Here is a 17,188-nt window from a genome sequence, read left to right on the forward strand (position 1 = left end):
TATCGTGGTCTAAGCGCGGGGGTGGGAGCGTGAATATGTTTGAGCTAAACGTTCCACCGAAACGTGCGTATAAACCTGCGTGGTAGCAAGAGAACTGTGCCCTAAGAGTTCTTGCACGGCTCGGATGTCTGCACCGCCATCGACCATGTGGGTGGCAGCCGTGTGCCTAAAAACGTGGGCACCGGTCGCCTGTGTGTCATCTAGGGTAAGTAGCAAGCTGGTGAGGTCTTCTCGGATTTGCCGTGGGTTGGCTCGCTTACCTCTGGCCCCGATGAAAAGGGCAATCTGCGGTGACGCCGGAGCTTGAGGTAACCATTGCGGCCGCCCCTTTTGTACCCATGAGTTGAGAGCAGCGAGCGCTGGTAGCCCAAAAGGCACGACGCGCTCCTTATCGCCCTTACCGATAACCCTCAGGGTGCGGTTGGTGCGGTCCACGCTGGTGAGGTCTAGATTAGTGAGCTCTGATATGCGGATGCCGGTGGCATAGAGAATTTCAACCACGACATTGAGACGCAGGAGGCGTGGGTTAGTCGGTTCTTGAGCTAGCGCTGTTTCAAGGGTGGTTGTCAGAGTCTTGAGGTGGTCTTTGCTGAGAATCTGCGGCAGCTTTGATGCTTTCTTGGGGGTGCTGAGGTTGCGGGCTGGGTTACCCTGCACCAGTTCCTCTTCCTCGGCCCAGGTGAAGAAACGACGCAGGGTGGAGGTCTTACGGGCCAGTGAGGCTCGTGCTTGTCTGGAGTTGAGCGTTGCTAGCCAACCTCTCATCATGGTGAGGTCAAGGTGACTGAGGTGAGTGGTTCCGTGCCGCAGAGCATAGGCAAAGAAGTCAGACAAGTCTGAGAGATAGGCCTTGATGGTCTCGGGGGAACGATGGAGCTCGTAGGTTAGGTAGCGTTCGTAGGCTTCTAGGGCACGGGTGTATTCGCGGTCGGTATCGAGGGTTCCTGCCCCAATTTTCAGGGTGGTGGGTAGGTCGGAGGCACTGTTAGCTGAGGTGTTCTCCACGCCAAACTTCCTTCCCTGCTCTCTCGTTTACCCGGCCCTTTTGCGCCTAGCTTTTTTCATTCTACTCTGGGCTAGAAAACATAGCATGCCGTGTAGAAAAGAGCAGGAGGGGTCAGCGCTTTTCCTTTTTTCGCCAGCCAGCACCGTTAGTTTCAGCAAGCTCCAGAGTCTTAAGCTGAGATAAACTGACCAACAGCTCTCTCAGGGGAAGACCACAGATAGCATTGATTTTGTCAACTGAAGCATAGCGGTGTACCGGCAAGGCATCCCACACCCTGCGCTGTACATCGCGAAGGCAGTCGGTCAGTTGTTGAGAAGCACTTGCTGGGCCAAATAAACTTGCCTCTGGTTCTTCGCTCAGTAAAAGTTCTCCCCTTTCGATCTGCCGAGCATCGGTGAGGAGCTGGGCCAGACCATCCCTGATCAAACGGTGGCACCCCTCCGAACTGGGTGAGAAGATGGGACCGGGCACGGCGTAGACAGGCCGGCCCAGTTCAAGAGCATGGTTAGCTGTATTGAGTGCCCCGCTGCGCCAGCGTGCCTCGACCACAACGGTGGCTGAGGATATAGCTGCTATCAGTCGATTACGTTGCAAGAAACGATAGCGGGTCGGTGATTGGCCCAGCGGAACCTCGCTGAAAATCAGACCGCCCTGCAGAATCTCATCAAGGAGTTTCTCATTCTGCCGGGGGTAGAAACGGTCAACTCCGCACGCCATGAAAGCCACGGTGGGTAGGCGGGCAGTTGAGACCGCTAAAGCAGTGCGGTGAGCGGTAGCATCTACGCCAAAGGCACCACCAGAAATAATCGTGTTCCCGGCTGACGCTAGGTCACCGGCAAGATGAGATGTAGCTGAGGTGCCGTAGGAGGTGAGGTCACGTGATCCTACGACAGCCACGCTCTGATCCGCTCTCAGTGCCTTGAGAAGACGGCGGTCTCCCCTGCCCCAGAGCCCGTAAGGCGCCTTTTCTGCCAGGTCGTGCAAAGCGGCGGGCCAGTCCTGATCCTCAGGCACACACAACCAAGCGGAATAGGCAGCAGCAAAACGGGCGTCCTGCTCAGCTGTTATACCCTGACGACGCGTCGTCCAACGCTCTAGCCGGTGCTGTACCGCATCATATAGCCCCTGCATCACTGTCTGAGGCAGGTCACTACCAGCCTCAAAGAACTCATTCATATCAGAGACGGTGAGTTCCCGCCTGCCCGTTAGGTAATCCGCAGTAGCAGTCGGCCCGCAGAGCTGGATAAGAGCTGTAACGTAGGCGTCCTCTGGATCAGCGATGCGCATGATCTCACCGCGTGCACGGCGTACAGCCTCCAGCTGTTCTCGCTCAAGAGGCTCTTGCTCCAGCTTCTGAGGTTCAGTTTCATATACGGTCATTGGTGTTCCAACCTTTCTTTTCCAAGGTCCCTGAAGTAGAGAGCAAGATCAATATGGTCTTTAGTTGGGGTAGAGACCCCATCTAAATCTGCTAGGGTCCAGGCCGTACGTAGCACTCGGTCAAAGCCACGGGCAGTCAAGTTTCCCCGGTCAATAGCAGAATTCAACTCCCCCGTCAGGTGTGCATCTAATCTGAGCGGCCCACGCAGAATCTTGCCATTGGTGTCAGCATTGGTCAGCAAACCGAAGGCACGCAGCCGCTCAGCTTGCGCCAAACGGGCGGCAGTCACTCGCTGCCGTATAGACTCAGAAGATTCGTTAGAGCCGGCACCGGCCAACTCAGCAGCCGTAACCTTTGGCACCGTTAGTTGCAAATCAATACGGTCCAGTAACGGGCCAGAGAGTTTGCCAAAATATGAGCGGCGCTCGCGGCTGGTGCAGGTGCAGTTTAGCCCCCTACCCACGTTCATACCGCAGGGGCAGGGGTTGGACGCCATGACCAGCTGAAACCGTGCTGGGTAAGTCGCTGATGCTACCGCCCGGTCAATCACCACCTGCCCACTCTCAAGAGGCTGACGGAGCGAGTCCAGAACCTGACGCCTAAACTCCGGCGCTTCATCTAAAAATAAGACCCCCCGGTGGGCTTTTGACACACTTCCCGGGCGAGGTATCCCCGAACCACCGCCCAAAATAGCCGGGGAGCTTGCTGTGTGGTGGGGTGCCTCAAAGGGAGGGGTGCGAATCAACTCTTTGCGGGGCGACCCGGTGGAACACAAGGAGTGAAGAGCGGTAACTTGCATTGCCGCCTCATCATCGAGCTGGGGCAAAATACTAGTTAACCGTTCTGCCAGCATCGTTTTCCCTGACCCCGGTGGACCATTGAAGAGGATATGGTGCCCGCCAGCTGCCGCGATTTCAAGAGCTAGCCTCCCCTCGCTCTGCCCGGCTATATCAGCCATATCAGGCCTCAAAGTCTGTTCAGGAGTGTCTTTTGAGTTGGCTGTGCTGTGGGACTGGGCAGGATGACGCAGCTTACCTGCTTCTTTAGCCCCAAAGGCCGTAAATACCTCGGCCAGACAACCAAAGCTAGAAACCTCTGCCCCCATGACCAAAGCAGCTTCTTCTGCATTATCAGCCGGAACTACCACCCGGTGGTGACCGGCGTCCACCGCTGCCTTCACCGCGGGCAGTACCCCAGGTATAGCTCTCAAACCGCCATCAAGACCCACCTCACCCAAGAAGACTGTAGAACCTGAGGGCTCCAATTCACCTTCAGCTTGCAGGGCTGCTACCACCATCGCAAGGTCAAAACCTGAACCGCGCTTAGGCAGAGTAGCCGGAGTGAGGTTGACGGTCAGCTTGCGCTGCGGCAACGGCAACCCCGTATTCTTAGCTCCCGACCTCACCCGATCTTTTGATTCACTGAGCGCGGTGTCAGGTAGTCCCAACAAAACGAACCCGGGAAGGGCGGCTGAGATATCAGCCTCAACCTCTACGAGGTGACCAGTAATACCCACTAGCGCTACAGAATAGGTACGAGCAAAACCCATCAAGCCACCCCCGTCAGGTGTTCGAAGGTGAAATGCTGGGAATTGCCACAAATAGATACTGCATCAATACGCATAGATCTGTAATCCTGTGTATCGTGACTTCTAGACCAGGCATAGGCCAGCGCTCTCAATTTCCGGGACTTATCCCTTGAAATAGCTTCTAGCGGGTGCCCGAAAAGCTCACTTGACCGGGTTTTAACCTCAACAAATACCAGGTTCATCTCGGGGTCGATCATGACCAGGTCTATTTCCCCACGAATCGGTTCACTGCCCGGCTCTGTATGGGGGCGCCAGTTACGTTCTAGCAGCGCATAGCTATTACAGCGCAAAATGGTGAGTGCGATATCCTCGCCCCACCTCCCTACCTGGGTAGGAGTAGTGGCGGTCAGCGTCCTGCTCATGTCGGTCTCATTTCTGTGACTCGGTTCTTTGAGCACTACCCTGCCAGCTGTCCATCACCAAAGACAGGAGGATGTGAGGCTGTGGAGAGGCAGGATAAGGTCCGCTTCAAGAGACAACAGGGTCAGCTGGCCCTAACTCCGGGCAGAATGGTGAAGCAAGGAACCAGCATGACAGCTTTTTACACGCTTATCACCAGGATTGCTTCACGGCAGGCGCCCTGCCAGAAAACAAACATCCGCCACACCACACAGGGTGAGACGGACGAATCGTCATTCAAAGATCAGACTTAGGCTTCCGGTGGCTGAAGACCATCCATCGGTGGGATCATAAATTCCTCGCCAGGTGTTCGCTCTTCAATATTAACGTCTCGTACCGAATAAACCCGAACATTTTTTACAAAGCGGGAGGACCGAAAAATATCCCACACCCACACATCTTGCATCTCAATTTCAAAGAAAACGGTGCCTTCTTTGAGGTGCGGGGTTACCTGCACCGAGTTGGCCAGATAAAAACGTCGCTCGGTTTCAACGATGTAAGTAAAAAGCCCGGATACATTTTTGTACTCCTCATAAAGGGCTAGTTGGGCATCTGATTCGAAATTTTCTAGATTCTCGCTGCTCATGGTTACTGGCTTTCTCGTGCTAGGTAGGCTTTCTGGAGCTGTTCAGCGCTGACAGGTAAAGCCCAGGAAAGTCTGTGGTGGGTACTGGGACCTTCATCGGTAAGAGCTGCCCGATGGGCGGCTGATCCGTAGCCCTTATTCTTAGCCCACCCGTAGTAGGGGTAATCGACGTCAAGTTTTTTCATCAGCTCATCACGCTCGACCTTTGCTACAACCGATGCGGCGGCAATAGAGGCGCACCGGTAGTCACCCTTAATTTCCATCTGCACGGCGCCACTCCAGCATTCATAGTGAACTCCGGCAACAGCCCATGCCTCAGCTGCTAAATCCCTGTAGAGAGCAGCGGCAGGATCGAGCTCTGCAAAGAGGTCAGTTTGAGCCGGAGTCAGCCAGTCATGCTTTCCATCCAGTAGGACGGCGTCAGGGTAGAAGCCGCGTGCTGCCACCTGAGCCAATGCCCGCTGACCAGCCAACCGTAGAGCCACAGTAATGCCCAATGCATCGATTTCAGCTGGGCTTGCATGCCCCACAGCACTGGAGCACCACTGCTCAATTAAGGGCACCATAGCGTGACGTTTTTTCTCTGTGAGCGCTTTAGAATCGATCAGACCTTCGATACTCAGGCTAGCATCGGCATCGATCACCGCGACACCCACACTGACCGGTCCGGCGATAGGGCCACGACCAACCTCATCCATGCCGGCAATCAGACCCATACCGCGTTCGAACAGTTTTGCCTCAACGCTAAGATCAGCCGTAGCTACTGGCATTTCTGCTACTCGCCTTCAGGGACGTTAGCGAAAACTTCCGGTGCCCCGCCAGTAAACGTGAAATGTTGCACCGGCCACGCGACTACGAACACTTCACCTTCAACGTCTGCTTCATTGATAAATTCAGTGCGCGTCTCGATATGGTAGCGGGAATCTGCTGAGTTACTGCGATTATCGCCCATAACAAAGTAGGAGTTCTGAGGGACGATCACGTCAAAAGGAATCTCCGTGGGGCTAACACCATCTTTAAGATAGGTCTCATTGAGAGTCACTCCGTTAATGCTGATGCTGCCATCTTCATGACCTACAACGTGGTCACCGCCTACACCAATAACTCGTTTCACGAGGTAATTTGATGAGATATCTGGCATGATGCCCACAAAAGAAAGTGCATTTCGCACCGGATTACTACCTGTTGTGGGTGGCATCCAGTTCTGGGTGTCTTTAAAGACCACCACATCGCCCCGGTCTGCATCGCTGAAAAGAGAACCGGCAACGTTGACGAACACACGGTCATTAATCTGAAGCGTATCTTCCATCGAAGATGAAGGGATGTAGAATCCGCGTAAGATAAAAGTCTTGAGCAGGTAGGCAATGAGCAAGGCATAAAGAATGATCAGACCGTACTCTTTGAGCACACTGTTTTCGCGGCGCTGCTTGCCACCGCGCGGGGTATCGGCTGTTTTTTCGTCAGCTTCTGAAGGTACCTCTTCAAACGGCTGGCTATCATTGTGAGCCTTATCCATTGCGCCCACCCTTCTTCTTGGAGTTCTATCGGTTAGTTTACTTCGCTGAGCCGGTGCGCAGGATTATTCAGGTGGGGAACCCCACCGCTGTGCGGGCCAGGCGACGAAGGTTGGGTGACCGATCACGGTATCAACCTTTATCATGCCGCCACCCGGCGCTCCCATCAAAGCCCTGGAGTCCATTGATCCTGAACGGTGGTCCCCCATCACCCACATGCGCCCCTCGGGAATCTTCACAGAAAACTCCACGTCACTGATAGCGTCACCGGGGTAAAGATAAGGTTCGTCGACCGGCTGCCCGTTGACGGTCAGAGCTCCGCTGGCTGAACAGCATTCCACGGTATCGCCGGCAACACCAATGACACGCTTAATGTAGACGGTGTCGCTACCTATCAGCCCCAGCCATTGACCAGCAGATTTAACCGGATTCTTTACCCAGGGGCTACCCGAAATATAGGGAGAAAAAGAGCCTGTCCCATCAAACACCACGATATCGCCCCGCTGCACTTCAGTATCCAGCTTGGACACTATAATTCTGTCTCCGGGCTCAAAAGTGGGCTCCATCGAGGACGAGGGAATAAAGAACACATCAAAAAGGAAAGTTCTAATGAGTAACAGGGCAATAAAAGCAAGGCTCGCAGCAAGAGCAAGAAGGCGCCAGCCCCGTAAACGGGGTTGACGCCTTGTCTCACTGGAATCGGCGATCAGGCCATTTTCCATAAAAAGGTGTGAAACCTAAAAGATTTAGGATTCGCGCTTCTCGCGGATACGTGCAGCCTTGCCGCGACGATCACGCATGTAGTAGAGCTTCGCACGGCGAACGTCGCCACGTGAAACAAGTTCAATCTTCTCGATTACGGGAGAGTGAACGGGGAAGGTACGCTCAACACCAACGCCGAAGGAAACCTTGCGGACGGTGAAAGTTTCGCGAACGCCGCCACCCTGGCGACCAACAACGAAGCCCTTGAAGACCTGGACACGGCTACGGTTACCTTCAACAATGTTCACGTGAACGTTGAGGGTGTCGCCGGGACCGAAGTCGGGGATGTCATTGCGAAGTGACTTGTTATCAATGAAGTCAAGAGTCTGCATTGAGATTCTCCATGAATATCTCTGCCGCAGGTCAAACATATTCGGTGTACTTCACGAGCAGTGTCTAAGGGCTAACGCCAGACTGATGCTGTTCGTGAGAATTCTGTGTCACCGTCTACCGTGGGCGGTAGCCGGTGGTTCATGCTGTTAGCGGTCGCTCATCCCCCTGCGGCAGGGGCGTGCCCAGCGTGAACACAAGAAAAAATTATCCCATATTTGACTGGCTATGACTAGGGTTGGCAGGCAGCTGCGTCCAGTTATTTGTGTGAGCTTAACCGCGCTCTAGAAGTACTAGAGCAAAGCCTACGATTACTGAGCAGACAGGTGAGGGAACTATCGGCAGTGATCACACCAGCTGGCTTTGAGCGCTACCACCAGTTCCCCCACACTAAAAGTGCTACGAGTTAGCTTCTGCAGCCTTCTTAGCGGTGTGGAGTTCTTGAACTTTCTTGCGGTCTTTCTTATCCCAGTTCTCTGGCGGGTAGGCTTTGAACATATCTGGGCGCCGGTCAAAAGTACGTTCAATCTGTTGGTCACGGCGCCAGCGAGCAATAGCTCCGTGGTTACCTGAGAGCAGGATGTCGGGCACCCGGTGTCCGCGCCAGTCGGCTGGTTTGGTGTAGACCGGGTACTCCAGCAGGCCCCCGGTGTGAGACTCTTCTTCTAGGGACTCAGGGTTGCCCATAGCACCGGGAATCAGGCGGGTGATGGCCTCAATCATGACCATGACCGCCACTTCACCACCGTAGAGCACGTAGTCACCGATAGAGACCGGCAGCACCCTGAAGCGTGTTTCTGCCCAGTCCAATACACGCTCGTCGATACCCTCATAGCGGGCCGGGGCGAAGACAATGTGCTCTTCTTCAGCAAGGTCGTAGGCTAGCTGCTGGTTGAAGACCTGGCCAGCTGGTGACGGGACAATCAGCAGGGGCAGCTGCTCTTGAGTTGGGGTAGCTTCTAGTGCCTGCTCCAGGGCAAGGCCCCACGGCTCGGCTTTCATAACCATACCCGCTCCCCCGCCATAAGGGGTATCATCCACGGTTTTGTGGCGGTCAAAGGCAAAGTCGCGCAGGTTAGTGATGTTCAGGTTCACCCTGCCTGTTTCTTTGGCCTTACCCATGAGGGAAAGCTCTAGCGGAGCCAGGTACTCAGGGAAAATCGTGATGACGTCGTAGCGCATCGGTTTCTAGTCACGCTCGCTATCGTCAGCCTCTTCGTCCTCATCGTCTGAGCCGTTGAGTTCTAGCAGGCCCGCAGGGGGGTTAATGACGACGTAACCCTCTTCAATGTCGATAGCAGGAATGAGTTCTTCCACAAAGGGGATCATGACTTCTTCACCGTCAGCCACGTTTTCTAAAATCAGCAAATCCTGGGTGGGCATGGTCTGCAGGCCTACCACATGGGCAATAGGTTCCTCAGGTAGGTAACCATCCTCGCCGATTTCCTGGGCTAGGTAGACAGGTAGGTCAATAAGGTCGTGTTCGTAGTAGCCGTCCTCATCGTCGCTGCCCACGGTGGCAGAGTCAAAGGTTAGGCGGGTGTCGCGCATGGTCTCAGCATTATTGCGGTTAGCGACCTCTTTGAATCTGACTACCAGGATTTTCTTATTCCAGCGGGAACCTGCAACGGTGAGGACGCCGGCGGGGGCGATAGCACCCACCAGGGAGTTCGCGTCAAAGTCTTCGATGTCGAGGGTCGCGCCGGGTGCGAAGCGTTCCTCGGGGGCGTCGGTGAAAAGTTGAACGGTGACTTCACCGCGAATGCCGTGGGGCTTGCCGATACGGGCAACCTGAACCTGCACAGGTAATCCTTTCAATGGATATGTCTACGTGATTCTCAGTCTAGTGTACTGGCAGCATTACGCGCAGACCTGGGGTAGCAGAAAGCCCCGCAGCACTTGCGTGCTACGGGGCTTTTTAGTCAGTCTAGCGTCGTCGATCGGTATCGATGACATCCACGCGGACGTGGTCACCATCATTGATCGCGTTGACCACGGTACGAACACTCTTAGCGGTGCGACCTGACCGGCCAATGACTCGGCCCAGGTCCTCCGGGTTCACATGAACCTCAAGTGTTTCACCGCGGCGGCCGCTCTTTGAGCGAACCTTCACGTCGTCCGGGTTATCGACGATACCCCGAACAATATGTTCGAGAGCGTCAGCTATCATGATTACTCAGCTGCTTCCTCTGAAGCTGCTTCCTCTGAAGCTGCTTCTTCAGCAGCCTCTTCTGCGGGAGCTTCCTCAGCCTTGGGAGTGATTGCCTCAGGGAGGACAACCGAACCCTTTTCGGGAACAACGAACTCGGGCTTGGCATCAACGGGCTTGACAGTGTTCTCTGCCTTTTCACCCTTTGCTGCTGCCAGGTCACCGGTGAGCTTCAGCAGAACGGCAACCTGCTCGGTAGGCTGAGCGCCTACTGAGAGCCAGTACTGTGCACGCTCTGAGTTGATCTCGATACGTGAGGGGTTCTCGGTAGGGTGGTAAAGACCGATTTCCTCGATAGCCTTACCGTCACGCTTGGTGCGTGAGTCAGCTACTACCACACGGTAGCGAGGATCGCGGATTTTACCGAAACGCTTGAGACGAATTTTAACAGCCACTGTAGTGGTTTCTCCTGTTTTCTAAGAATGGTCGAGGTGCTCTATCTGCGCTCGTGGGGCGAACCGTCCAGAGTTCCTCTGCGGACACAATTGTTCCCGGATGAGAGGGGCCGGGAAAATCGAGTACCCGTCAAGTATGCCAGCTCCACCACCTTAAAGCTAGGTTCACGAACAGATTACGGCTGTGTTTTACACAATTATTGATGAGAGCGATCAAGCCCCTACCGCTTGAGCGCCTGCTTCCAGCTCACCGAGCTGCCGCCGCGCATGATGTTGTTGCGGTAGATGCGAGCGCCCAGGACGGTGAGTAGCCAGGCTGCCAGCAGAACCAGTGCCAGTGCCAGCAGGGGCTCCCAGAAGGGCACCTCTTCGGATAGCAAGCGTACGGGCATTGCGATGGATGAAATGATCGGGATAAAGGAGATGATCTGCAAGATAAGTCCCTCGGTGTAGACCCCTGCGAAGAGAGCTGCAACCAGGATGAAGGTGAGGGGGCTGGATAGGCTGGTGACGTCCTCGGTTCGGGCGCTCATTGCACCAACTGCCGCCCAGACGGTTGCGATTGCGGCAAAACCGGCGATGTAGAAGGCCACGAACCAGCCTGCTGAGGATAGGATCCAACCGAAGTTATCGGCGGTGCCAGTCAAGTTCATCACCGTCAAAGCAGCAACAGCGTAGAGTGCTACCTGACCGATAGCCAGCAGAATGTTGCCAACAATCTTGCCGGCTAGTAGCTGGGGCAGAGGGATGGCGGTGGCGATAATTTCAACGATGCGGTTCTGCTTTTCTTCAACCACCGAGTTGGCAATAGCGGTACCCGAAAGCATGGTGGTCATATAGAAAATCATGGCGAAGGCAAAACCAGCAAAGTAGATCATCATACTGTTATCTTCGCCCGTTAGCAGTGAAGACTGCAGGGTGGTCCCGGCTGAAAGGGCAGCCAGGTCAACGCCCTGAGCTGCAGCGTTCTCAGCGGTGACCGTTGAGGTAACGGTCTGCTCCAGAAGAGTTGCTAGCTCTCGGTTGATGGATGAATCAAAAACCAGTGCCCAGCCATCGTCGGTGGGGTGCAGGTAGGCATCTGCATCACCCTCGGTCACTGCCGCTTCTGCATCAGCAGCGCTAGCGAAGTTCTGGTGCTCAACCTCCGTCTCGTCATCGACCTCTGCCTGGATGGTAGCGGCTGAGTTGACCATGCTTACAGAGCGGTCATCCGTAGTTGCCACGGTGTAGGTGGTGGTTCCCTGGTTGAGGAAGAAGGAAATTAGGATGGAGGCAACAATAATAGCCAACGAGAAAAGGGTGCCAAAGATAAAGGACTTATCTTTGATTTTTGTCATGATTTCTCGGGTGGCAACAATCTGCCAGGCGTTCTTTACGGTGCTGTGTGCGGTGTTCACTGGTGGGTCACTCCTCGGTAGATGTCGCCCAAGGTGGGCAGAACGCGGGCGAATTCGTGCATCTGGCGTTGCATGCCCTCAATCAGGATGGTTGTACGCACGGACTCAAGGTCAGCGGCAGGGGCGATTTCGAGCAAGGCTTCGGTTCCTTCCACGTCTAAGACGCGAACCCCCGGCACCTCCCGTAACCACCCGGCGTCGGCACCGGCGGCGTAACGAAAGCGGGGGGCGCCACTTTCGCGCAACTCCTGGGCTGAACCTGAAGCTTTCACCTGACCTTCGTGCAGAATGACGATTCGGTCGCAAAGCCGGTCAACGAGATCCAGTTGGTGGGATGAAAAGAGGATTGGCACACCGGAGCGCATGAGTTCATGCATCATGGACACCATGGTGTCTACAGCCTTGGGGTCCAGGCCAGAGAAAGGTTCGTCCAGAATGAGGGCGGTGGGGTTATGCAGTAAAGATGCAACGATCTGCACGCGTTGCTGGTTACCTAGGGAGAGGGATTCAAGCTTATCTTTGAGACGGTCACCTAGCCCTAAAGCGGTCAGGTGTCCTGTGGCGATATCCCGTGCCTCAGCAGCGCTGAGCCCGCGCAGTTGGCCCAGGTAGATTAGCTGGTTGAGGATAGGTTGCTTGGGGTATAGCCCGCGCTCTTCTGGCATATAGCCGAAGGACGCACGGTCCTCGGCGGTCATGGGGCGCCCTCTATACAGCACCTGACCCGCGGTAGGTTCTAACAGTCCCATCATCATGCGCATGGTGGTGGTTTTACCGGCTCCGTTGGCCCCCAGGAAGCCCGTCATTGACCCTGGTTGCACAGTAAAACTGACGTTGGATACGGCGGGTTTCTCACCGTATACCTTGGATAGGCCAGCCACCTCAATACAGTTTGTGTGTGCGTTCATCGCTCACCCTTTCACTGGTGTGTTCTTATCGACCAGCTTAGAAAGGATGGCGAGCGCCCACCTCCCCCACTAGGGGGAATTTTAAGGATGAATATGACAGTAGTCCTACTGCCCTAAACCTACTCTGTGGGCAAAAATAACAGCACCCACCCGATCGCGACTGTGAGTTTTAGCCAGGATATTAGATACATGAGTTTTGACAGTTGCCGGCCCCAAAAAGAGTTGGCTAGCAATCTCAGCGTTGGTTAATCCCTGGGCTAATAGTTGTAGGGTTTCCCGCTCTCGGGGAGTCAATGACTCAAGAGCAAAAACATCGCGGTCATCCAGGGGCAGCGCTCCCCCAGCCTGCTGATCTAAGGTAGCGGCCGTATCTCCCTGCGCAAAGCGGCTAATCAGAGGCACCGTCATCTCCGGTGAAAGCAAAGCCAGACCCCCGGCAACCTTACGCACGGCATCCACCAATTCATCGGCATCCGCTGTTTTGAGTAAAAAGCCGCTGGCACCGGCCCGCAGAGCAGTAAAAAGATAGTCTTCGCGGTCAAAAGTCGTCAGAATCAGGACGCGGGTAGCCGGGTGCTCAGACACAACGGTGGCGGTTGCAGTGATGCCATCTAGAACTGGCATCTGAACGTCCATCAGTACAACATCCGGTTGCAAAGACTGCGCTAGCTCAACAGCCTCTTGCCCATTTTTTGCTTCGCCAACCACCTCGATATCATCTTCCATGGAAAGGATGAGGGAGAAGCCGCTACGCACCAAATCTTGGTCATCTGCGAGAAGTACACGAATCATGTTGCTATTGTCCTGTCTGAAAATCTGCCGGGAATCGCACCCGAACCTTCCACCCATCGGTGCCTTGGCGGGGCCCAAGATCAGCGGTGCCTCCTAGCGCCTCGGCTCGTTCACGGATACCATGCAAGCCGTAACCCCCACCCGAGGCGGCAGTACTAACCCTGCCATCATCCGTCACTTCGAGTTCAACCCAGCCACCGACAGTAGACTCAACAGTACGTAGAACAACCAGCACCGAACGAGCTGTTGAATGCTTACGTACGTTCGTCAGGGCTTCTTGCACCATGCGGTAAATGGAGAGCTGAGTGCCCTGAGCCAAATTCACCAGCCTAGCCTCAGACTGAACATCTACCTGAAGCTCACCTACGATGCCGCTGTCACCCAGCTGATTCACCAGTTTTACGATGTCTCTCACACCGGGTTCAGCCGAAGCTCCAGTCTGCTCGCTAGGATCGTTGCGCAGCACCCGAATAATACTTTTCATCTCCTCAACCGATGACCGGGCTAGCTTCTCGACATTTTCAAGAGGCTGAGAAGCTAACTCTGGTTTCTTGGTGATCGCCCGACGTGCAGCGGCTGCCTGGATGCCCATGGCAGAGACATGGTGGCCCACCGAATCGTGCAACTCGCGCGCAATACGCAGGCGATCCCTGTTCACTGCGTCCTCAGCAAGCTGCTCGCTCTGCCGCTGGAGCTGAGCCTGTTGCTGTTCTAACACCGAGCGCTGGTAAGCACCGGTCCAGGCGCTCCTGCCCAAAATCGCCCCAAAGCCAAAGAAAATCACGTTGGAAGTGAGTGTAGCGATGTAGGACGCTGTCGGCACGTCGAAGAGACCGCCCTGGTAGTCCTCTACTCCAAATATCGAGAAGGACGAACCATGGATGGTCCAGAGACTTACCAGCCAAACCACCACGCTCAGACAGACCAGGGTATAAAGAATCCACACCATGGCCCGATTTTTACCCCACGCTACAGCCGCGTAGACCACCGCTAAATAGCTGATCTGGTAGCCCAGGGTGGCTGCTGCGAGGCTATTGAGAAAGCCCAAGAAATAAAAAATGATCGTGCCCAAGAACAGCATGGTCAGAGGGAAACGTCGGCGGAAAATTAAGGGTAACGTCATGCCAATTTGGGCGATATAGGCATGAAGGATGTCGTGAGGATCAGAACCGAAGACACCGGCGCTGTGGTAGGCAGCAACCATCAAAAGGGTGCTAGCAAGCACGAACAACCAGACAGCGTAATCCCAGCGCAACTCACGGGCGCTTGGGGTGGGGCGTTCCCAGTCTGGGTCCAAAGCTCTAAAGCTCAAGCGGGGGTGGACAGTCATGGGTTTCACCCTAGCAGAAGCTCTGATGCTCTACTCTCCCACGTTAGGGGGAGAGTAAGCGGTTACTCTTTACCAAAGAATTTCTTGAGCCTCTGACAGGCAGCGTCGCTAACTCGCTGGCCCACCTGTTTTGCCGTGCGTACCACCTTAGGTTCAGGCGGTGAGATCTTAGCTGTATCTGTGCTTTCAACCTGTGCTCTGAGTTCCTCCATGAGTGACGGAGCCTGCGGGGCAGGGTCTTGCACAAAGTTGACGTCCTTTAGCTTGCTGTAGATGCTGGCCATTACCAGTTCAGCTGACCCACTCGCGCCCAGGGCTACTGCCGCAATGAGCGCTGCCTTGGGGTTATCTCCGCGGGCAGCACGACGCGCTGCCCATAGGGCAAAGGCTCCGGCTGCACCCAGGGATGCGGCGCCATCTGCAGCAACCAGCCAGGGGCGGGCCATGAGCTCACGGGCGACCGCGTTGAGCGGACCACTGCCATTGGGGTAGGCGGTGACGGTCTGCTTCAGCAAATCCATACCCGTCATTTCCGGGGTGAATTCACGGTAGCCCACATAATCCTGCATGGAGCCTTCTGAAGCCGCCACATTAGATAGTTCTTCGGGTAGCTGCAGGACCTGAATAACGGACTCAAGGCCGGTCTCGCTGATCATGTCATTCACGTAATTGGCTAAACGCTTGGATGTTTGTTCATCAAGACCGTAAAGCCAGGCCAGGTTATCAATTTCCTCAGCCGCGCGAATCTCGTGCAGAGGCTCAGGCAACACACCGGGTAGTAGCCAAAGGTAATCCAGCACGGCAGAATTCCTTGGGATATAGCGGGTCAAAATCTTGGGGGCACCCCAAGCGAACTCAAGGATGGAACCGACGTCCGAATCATCGGGTGAGCCCACCACCTTAGTCATCCATTCGCCCACCGAACCCTCTTCAAGAAGCTGCGAGGAGCCGGGGAAAACAAAGGCGAGATGCTGTAGTCCCTCAGAGGTTTCAGCAACAATTGATGGCACCCGCATCATACTCAGAAGGTTGAGCAGCGAGACAGGGTCACCGGTGAGGAGGGACCAGCCATTATCAGCCGGAGCGGCCTCAATGGGACCAGCGAGTGGCGTCTGACCTATATAGGTGGGAATCTCGGTCATGGGCAACTCAACCAGGGCCGCTACAGTCCCGTCATTACTCAGCGCAAGCTCCTCGCCCAGGGCCGTGACGGGAGCTGAGAAACTGTAGGAGAACTGATCAGCGCAAATAGCACCGCGCACCGGTAGCTGCTCCAGCAGATCATCAACAAACACATCGAAGGGCTGGCCCGGTTCTACCGACCCATCCTCCTGCATGTGCACGGTGGTTAGACTCTGACCATCGCTCTCGCACAGTACATAGAGGATAACGCTTTCTTGGGTAGTCTCATGAACCATCACCTCAGCGGAGTCAATGCTAGCCAGCATCAGGGCGTTAATGACCTCATCAGCGGTGGTTTCAACAATGCGCTGTTCAATTTCATCGTCCAAACGCTGACGTTCCTCGGCCTCCTGTTCAGCTTTCTCTAACTCGAAAAAATCAAGGTCATCGGCCGTTGCGTTAAGCTGTTCGTTATCCTGAATCTGCGCAGGTGCTGGGTCAGATTCCGAAGGCGTCTCACCCTCGTTCTCCCGGTGCTCGGTAAGCACTTTTTCAAACATGTCCTCAAGCGCCCCGGGCTCTTTGAGCAGGTTCTCAAGTTCTGCTAAATCCTGCTCGTCCAGAGCATTGTTTGTAGCTCCTCTGGCCTGCTGAATAGCCCCCACCATTTGTTCAAGTTCGCGGCGCAAACGCGCCTCCGGCGAATCCGGGTTCTCATCAGGTGTCGCAGGGGTCTCAACATCATCAAGCTCAATACCCGTTGGCCCGAAATCAAGTTGCACACGGGCCCATAGCATCTGAGGCTCGGACGGCTCAAGATCTTCAATCGAAAAATCAGACATACATCAATCCTAGGGGTGGCGTTGATAGACAGTGGTGCGCGGTTCTCAGCACCAGTGCTGCAGCGGTTCAGTAGACAGCGGTTCAGTAGACAGCGGTTCAGTAGAGGACGGAGCGGCGGAGAGGGGTTAGGCTGGCAAATCAGCCGAGCTGAACTCCGCTACTTCACCGGTTTCCAGTGCTCGGTAAGCTTGGCGCAGACGCGCCGCGTGGCGGGGGCCGTAGTATTCATCGAGGTCTTCAGGTGACACCCAGCGGTATTCCGTCAGCTCTTCCTCCTGCAAACGGATGTCGCTGTTCTCGGGGATGACTCCTCCATCGTAGATGTAGTAGGTAGAGTCGCCCCAGATCCCTAGTTGAAGGCCGTGGAAAATAACTAGCAGACGTCCGGCAGGCACATCGAGACCTACCTCTTCTAGCACCTCACGGAAACAGGCAGGCTGAGGGGCTTCGCCGGCCTCAACCGTACCGCCGGGTATGGTCCAGCCATCCTTGTAATTGGGTTTGACGCAGAGCATCTGCCCGGTTTCGTTGCGGATCAGAGCACCCGAAGCAAGACGGCGAGTAGGTAGCGAAGCGATAAAGGCTTTCAGCTCTTCTTCAGGCAAGTATGAATCAGCCACGGT

19 protein-coding genes are annotated in these 17,188 nt (G+C 55.1%); all 19 read right to left on the reverse strand.

Annotation, left to right across the window (positions count from 1 at the left end; translation table 11 throughout):
* Window positions 1-9: 9 nt before the first annotated feature.
* Window positions 10-1,005: a tyrosine recombinase XerC gene (locus M3668_RS00645; RefSeq protein WP_251378907.1), complete on the reverse strand. Its 996-nt coding sequence runs from the start codon at window positions 1,003-1,005 to the stop codon at window positions 10-12.
* Between the two features lie 112 nt (window positions 1,006-1,117).
* Window positions 1,118-2,386, reverse strand: coding sequence for a DNA-processing protein DprA (dprA, locus tag M3668_RS00650; RefSeq protein WP_251378908.1), 1,269 nt, complete (start codon window positions 2,384-2,386; stop codon window positions 1,118-1,120).
* Entirely contained in the window at window positions 2,383-3,936 is a 1,554-nt protein-coding gene (locus M3668_RS00655; protein WP_251378909.1) for a YifB family Mg chelatase-like AAA ATPase, read from the reverse strand. The genes dprA and M3668_RS00655 overlap by 4 nt, the downstream gene beginning before the upstream one ends.
* The gene (locus M3668_RS00660) at window positions 3,936-4,337 is read right to left on the reverse strand and encodes a YraN family protein (RefSeq protein ID WP_251378910.1); all 402 of its coding nucleotides are present in this window, start codon (window positions 4,335-4,337) and stop codon (window positions 3,936-3,938) included. Before M3668_RS00660 ends, M3668_RS00655 begins: the two co-directional genes overlap by 1 nt.
* 287 nt (window positions 4,338-4,624) lie before the next feature.
* Window positions 4,625-4,960, reverse strand: a complete 336-nt coding sequence (locus M3668_RS00665; protein WP_251378911.1) for a DUF2469 domain-containing protein — start codon at window positions 4,958-4,960, stop codon at window positions 4,625-4,627.
* Between the two features lie 2 nt (window positions 4,961-4,962).
* Window positions 4,963-5,730 carry a ribonuclease HII gene (gene rnhB, locus M3668_RS00670; protein WP_251378912.1) on the reverse strand — a complete coding sequence of 256 codons (768 nt, stop codon included), beginning with the start codon at window positions 5,728-5,730 and terminating at the stop codon, window positions 4,963-4,965.
* Between the two features lie 5 nt (window positions 5,731-5,735).
* Window positions 5,736-6,476: a signal peptidase I gene (gene lepB / locus M3668_RS00675; RefSeq protein ID WP_251378913.1), complete on the reverse strand. Its 741-nt coding sequence runs from the start codon at window positions 6,474-6,476 to the stop codon at window positions 5,736-5,738.
* A 63-nt stretch (window positions 6,477-6,539) separates the two neighbouring features.
* Window positions 6,540-7,196, reverse strand: a complete 657-nt coding sequence (gene lepB, locus M3668_RS00680) for a signal peptidase I (RefSeq protein ID WP_251378914.1) — start codon at window positions 7,194-7,196, stop codon at window positions 6,540-6,542.
* 24 nt (window positions 7,197-7,220) lie between these two features.
* Window positions 7,221-7,568: a 50S ribosomal protein L19 gene (gene rplS, locus M3668_RS00685; protein WP_251378915.1), complete on the reverse strand. Its 348-nt coding sequence runs from the start codon at window positions 7,566-7,568 to the stop codon at window positions 7,221-7,223.
* 397 nt (window positions 7,569-7,965) lie between these two features.
* Window positions 7,966-8,748, reverse strand: coding sequence for a tRNA (guanosine(37)-N1)-methyltransferase TrmD (gene trmD / locus M3668_RS00690; protein ID WP_251378916.1), 783 nt, complete (start codon window positions 8,746-8,748; stop codon window positions 7,966-7,968).
* Window positions 8,749-8,754: 6 nt separating this feature from the next.
* Window positions 8,755-9,369 carry a ribosome maturation factor RimM gene (gene rimM / locus M3668_RS00695; RefSeq protein WP_251378917.1) on the reverse strand — a complete coding sequence of 205 codons (615 nt, stop codon included), beginning with the start codon at window positions 9,367-9,369 and terminating at the stop codon, window positions 8,755-8,757.
* A 124-nt stretch (window positions 9,370-9,493) separates the two neighbouring features.
* Complete coding sequence (locus M3668_RS00700; protein WP_237204131.1) at window positions 9,494-9,736, reverse strand: RNA-binding protein; 243 nt, start codon at window positions 9,734-9,736, stop codon at window positions 9,494-9,496.
* A gap of 2 nt (window positions 9,737-9,738) precedes the next feature.
* On the reverse strand, window positions 9,739-10,170 hold the full coding sequence (rpsP, locus tag M3668_RS00705; protein WP_251378918.1) for a 30S ribosomal protein S16: 432 nt from the start codon (window positions 10,168-10,170) through the stop codon (window positions 9,739-9,741).
* 221 nt (window positions 10,171-10,391) lie between these two features.
* A complete protein-coding gene (locus M3668_RS00710; RefSeq protein WP_251378919.1) occupies window positions 10,392-11,570 on the reverse strand; it encodes an ABC transporter permease in 1,179 nt (392 codons plus the stop codon).
* Complete coding sequence (locus M3668_RS00715; protein ID WP_251378920.1) at window positions 11,567-12,478, reverse strand: ABC transporter ATP-binding protein; 912 nt, start codon at window positions 12,476-12,478, stop codon at window positions 11,567-11,569. Before M3668_RS00715 ends, M3668_RS00710 begins: the two co-directional genes overlap by 4 nt.
* A gap of 105 nt (window positions 12,479-12,583) precedes the next feature.
* Complete coding sequence (locus M3668_RS00720; protein WP_251378921.1) at window positions 12,584-13,270, reverse strand: response regulator transcription factor; 687 nt, start codon at window positions 13,268-13,270, stop codon at window positions 12,584-12,586.
* Between the two features lie 4 nt (window positions 13,271-13,274).
* Complete coding sequence (locus M3668_RS00725; protein WP_251378922.1) at window positions 13,275-14,600, reverse strand: sensor histidine kinase; 1,326 nt, start codon at window positions 14,598-14,600, stop codon at window positions 13,275-13,277.
* A gap of 62 nt (window positions 14,601-14,662) precedes the next feature.
* Window positions 14,663-16,564, reverse strand: a complete 1,902-nt coding sequence (locus tag M3668_RS00730; RefSeq protein ID WP_251378923.1) for a hypothetical protein — start codon at window positions 16,562-16,564, stop codon at window positions 14,663-14,665.
* A 126-nt stretch (window positions 16,565-16,690) separates the two neighbouring features.
* Window positions 16,691-17,185, reverse strand: a complete 495-nt coding sequence (locus tag M3668_RS00735; RefSeq protein WP_251379675.1) for an NUDIX domain-containing protein — start codon at window positions 17,183-17,185, stop codon at window positions 16,691-16,693.
* Window positions 17,186-17,188: the final 3 nt, after the last annotated feature.

The sequence above is a fragment of the Rothia sp. P100 genome, assembly GCF_023712425.1.
Lineage (GTDB): Bacteria > Actinomycetota > Actinomycetes > Actinomycetales > Micrococcaceae > Rothia > Rothia endophytica.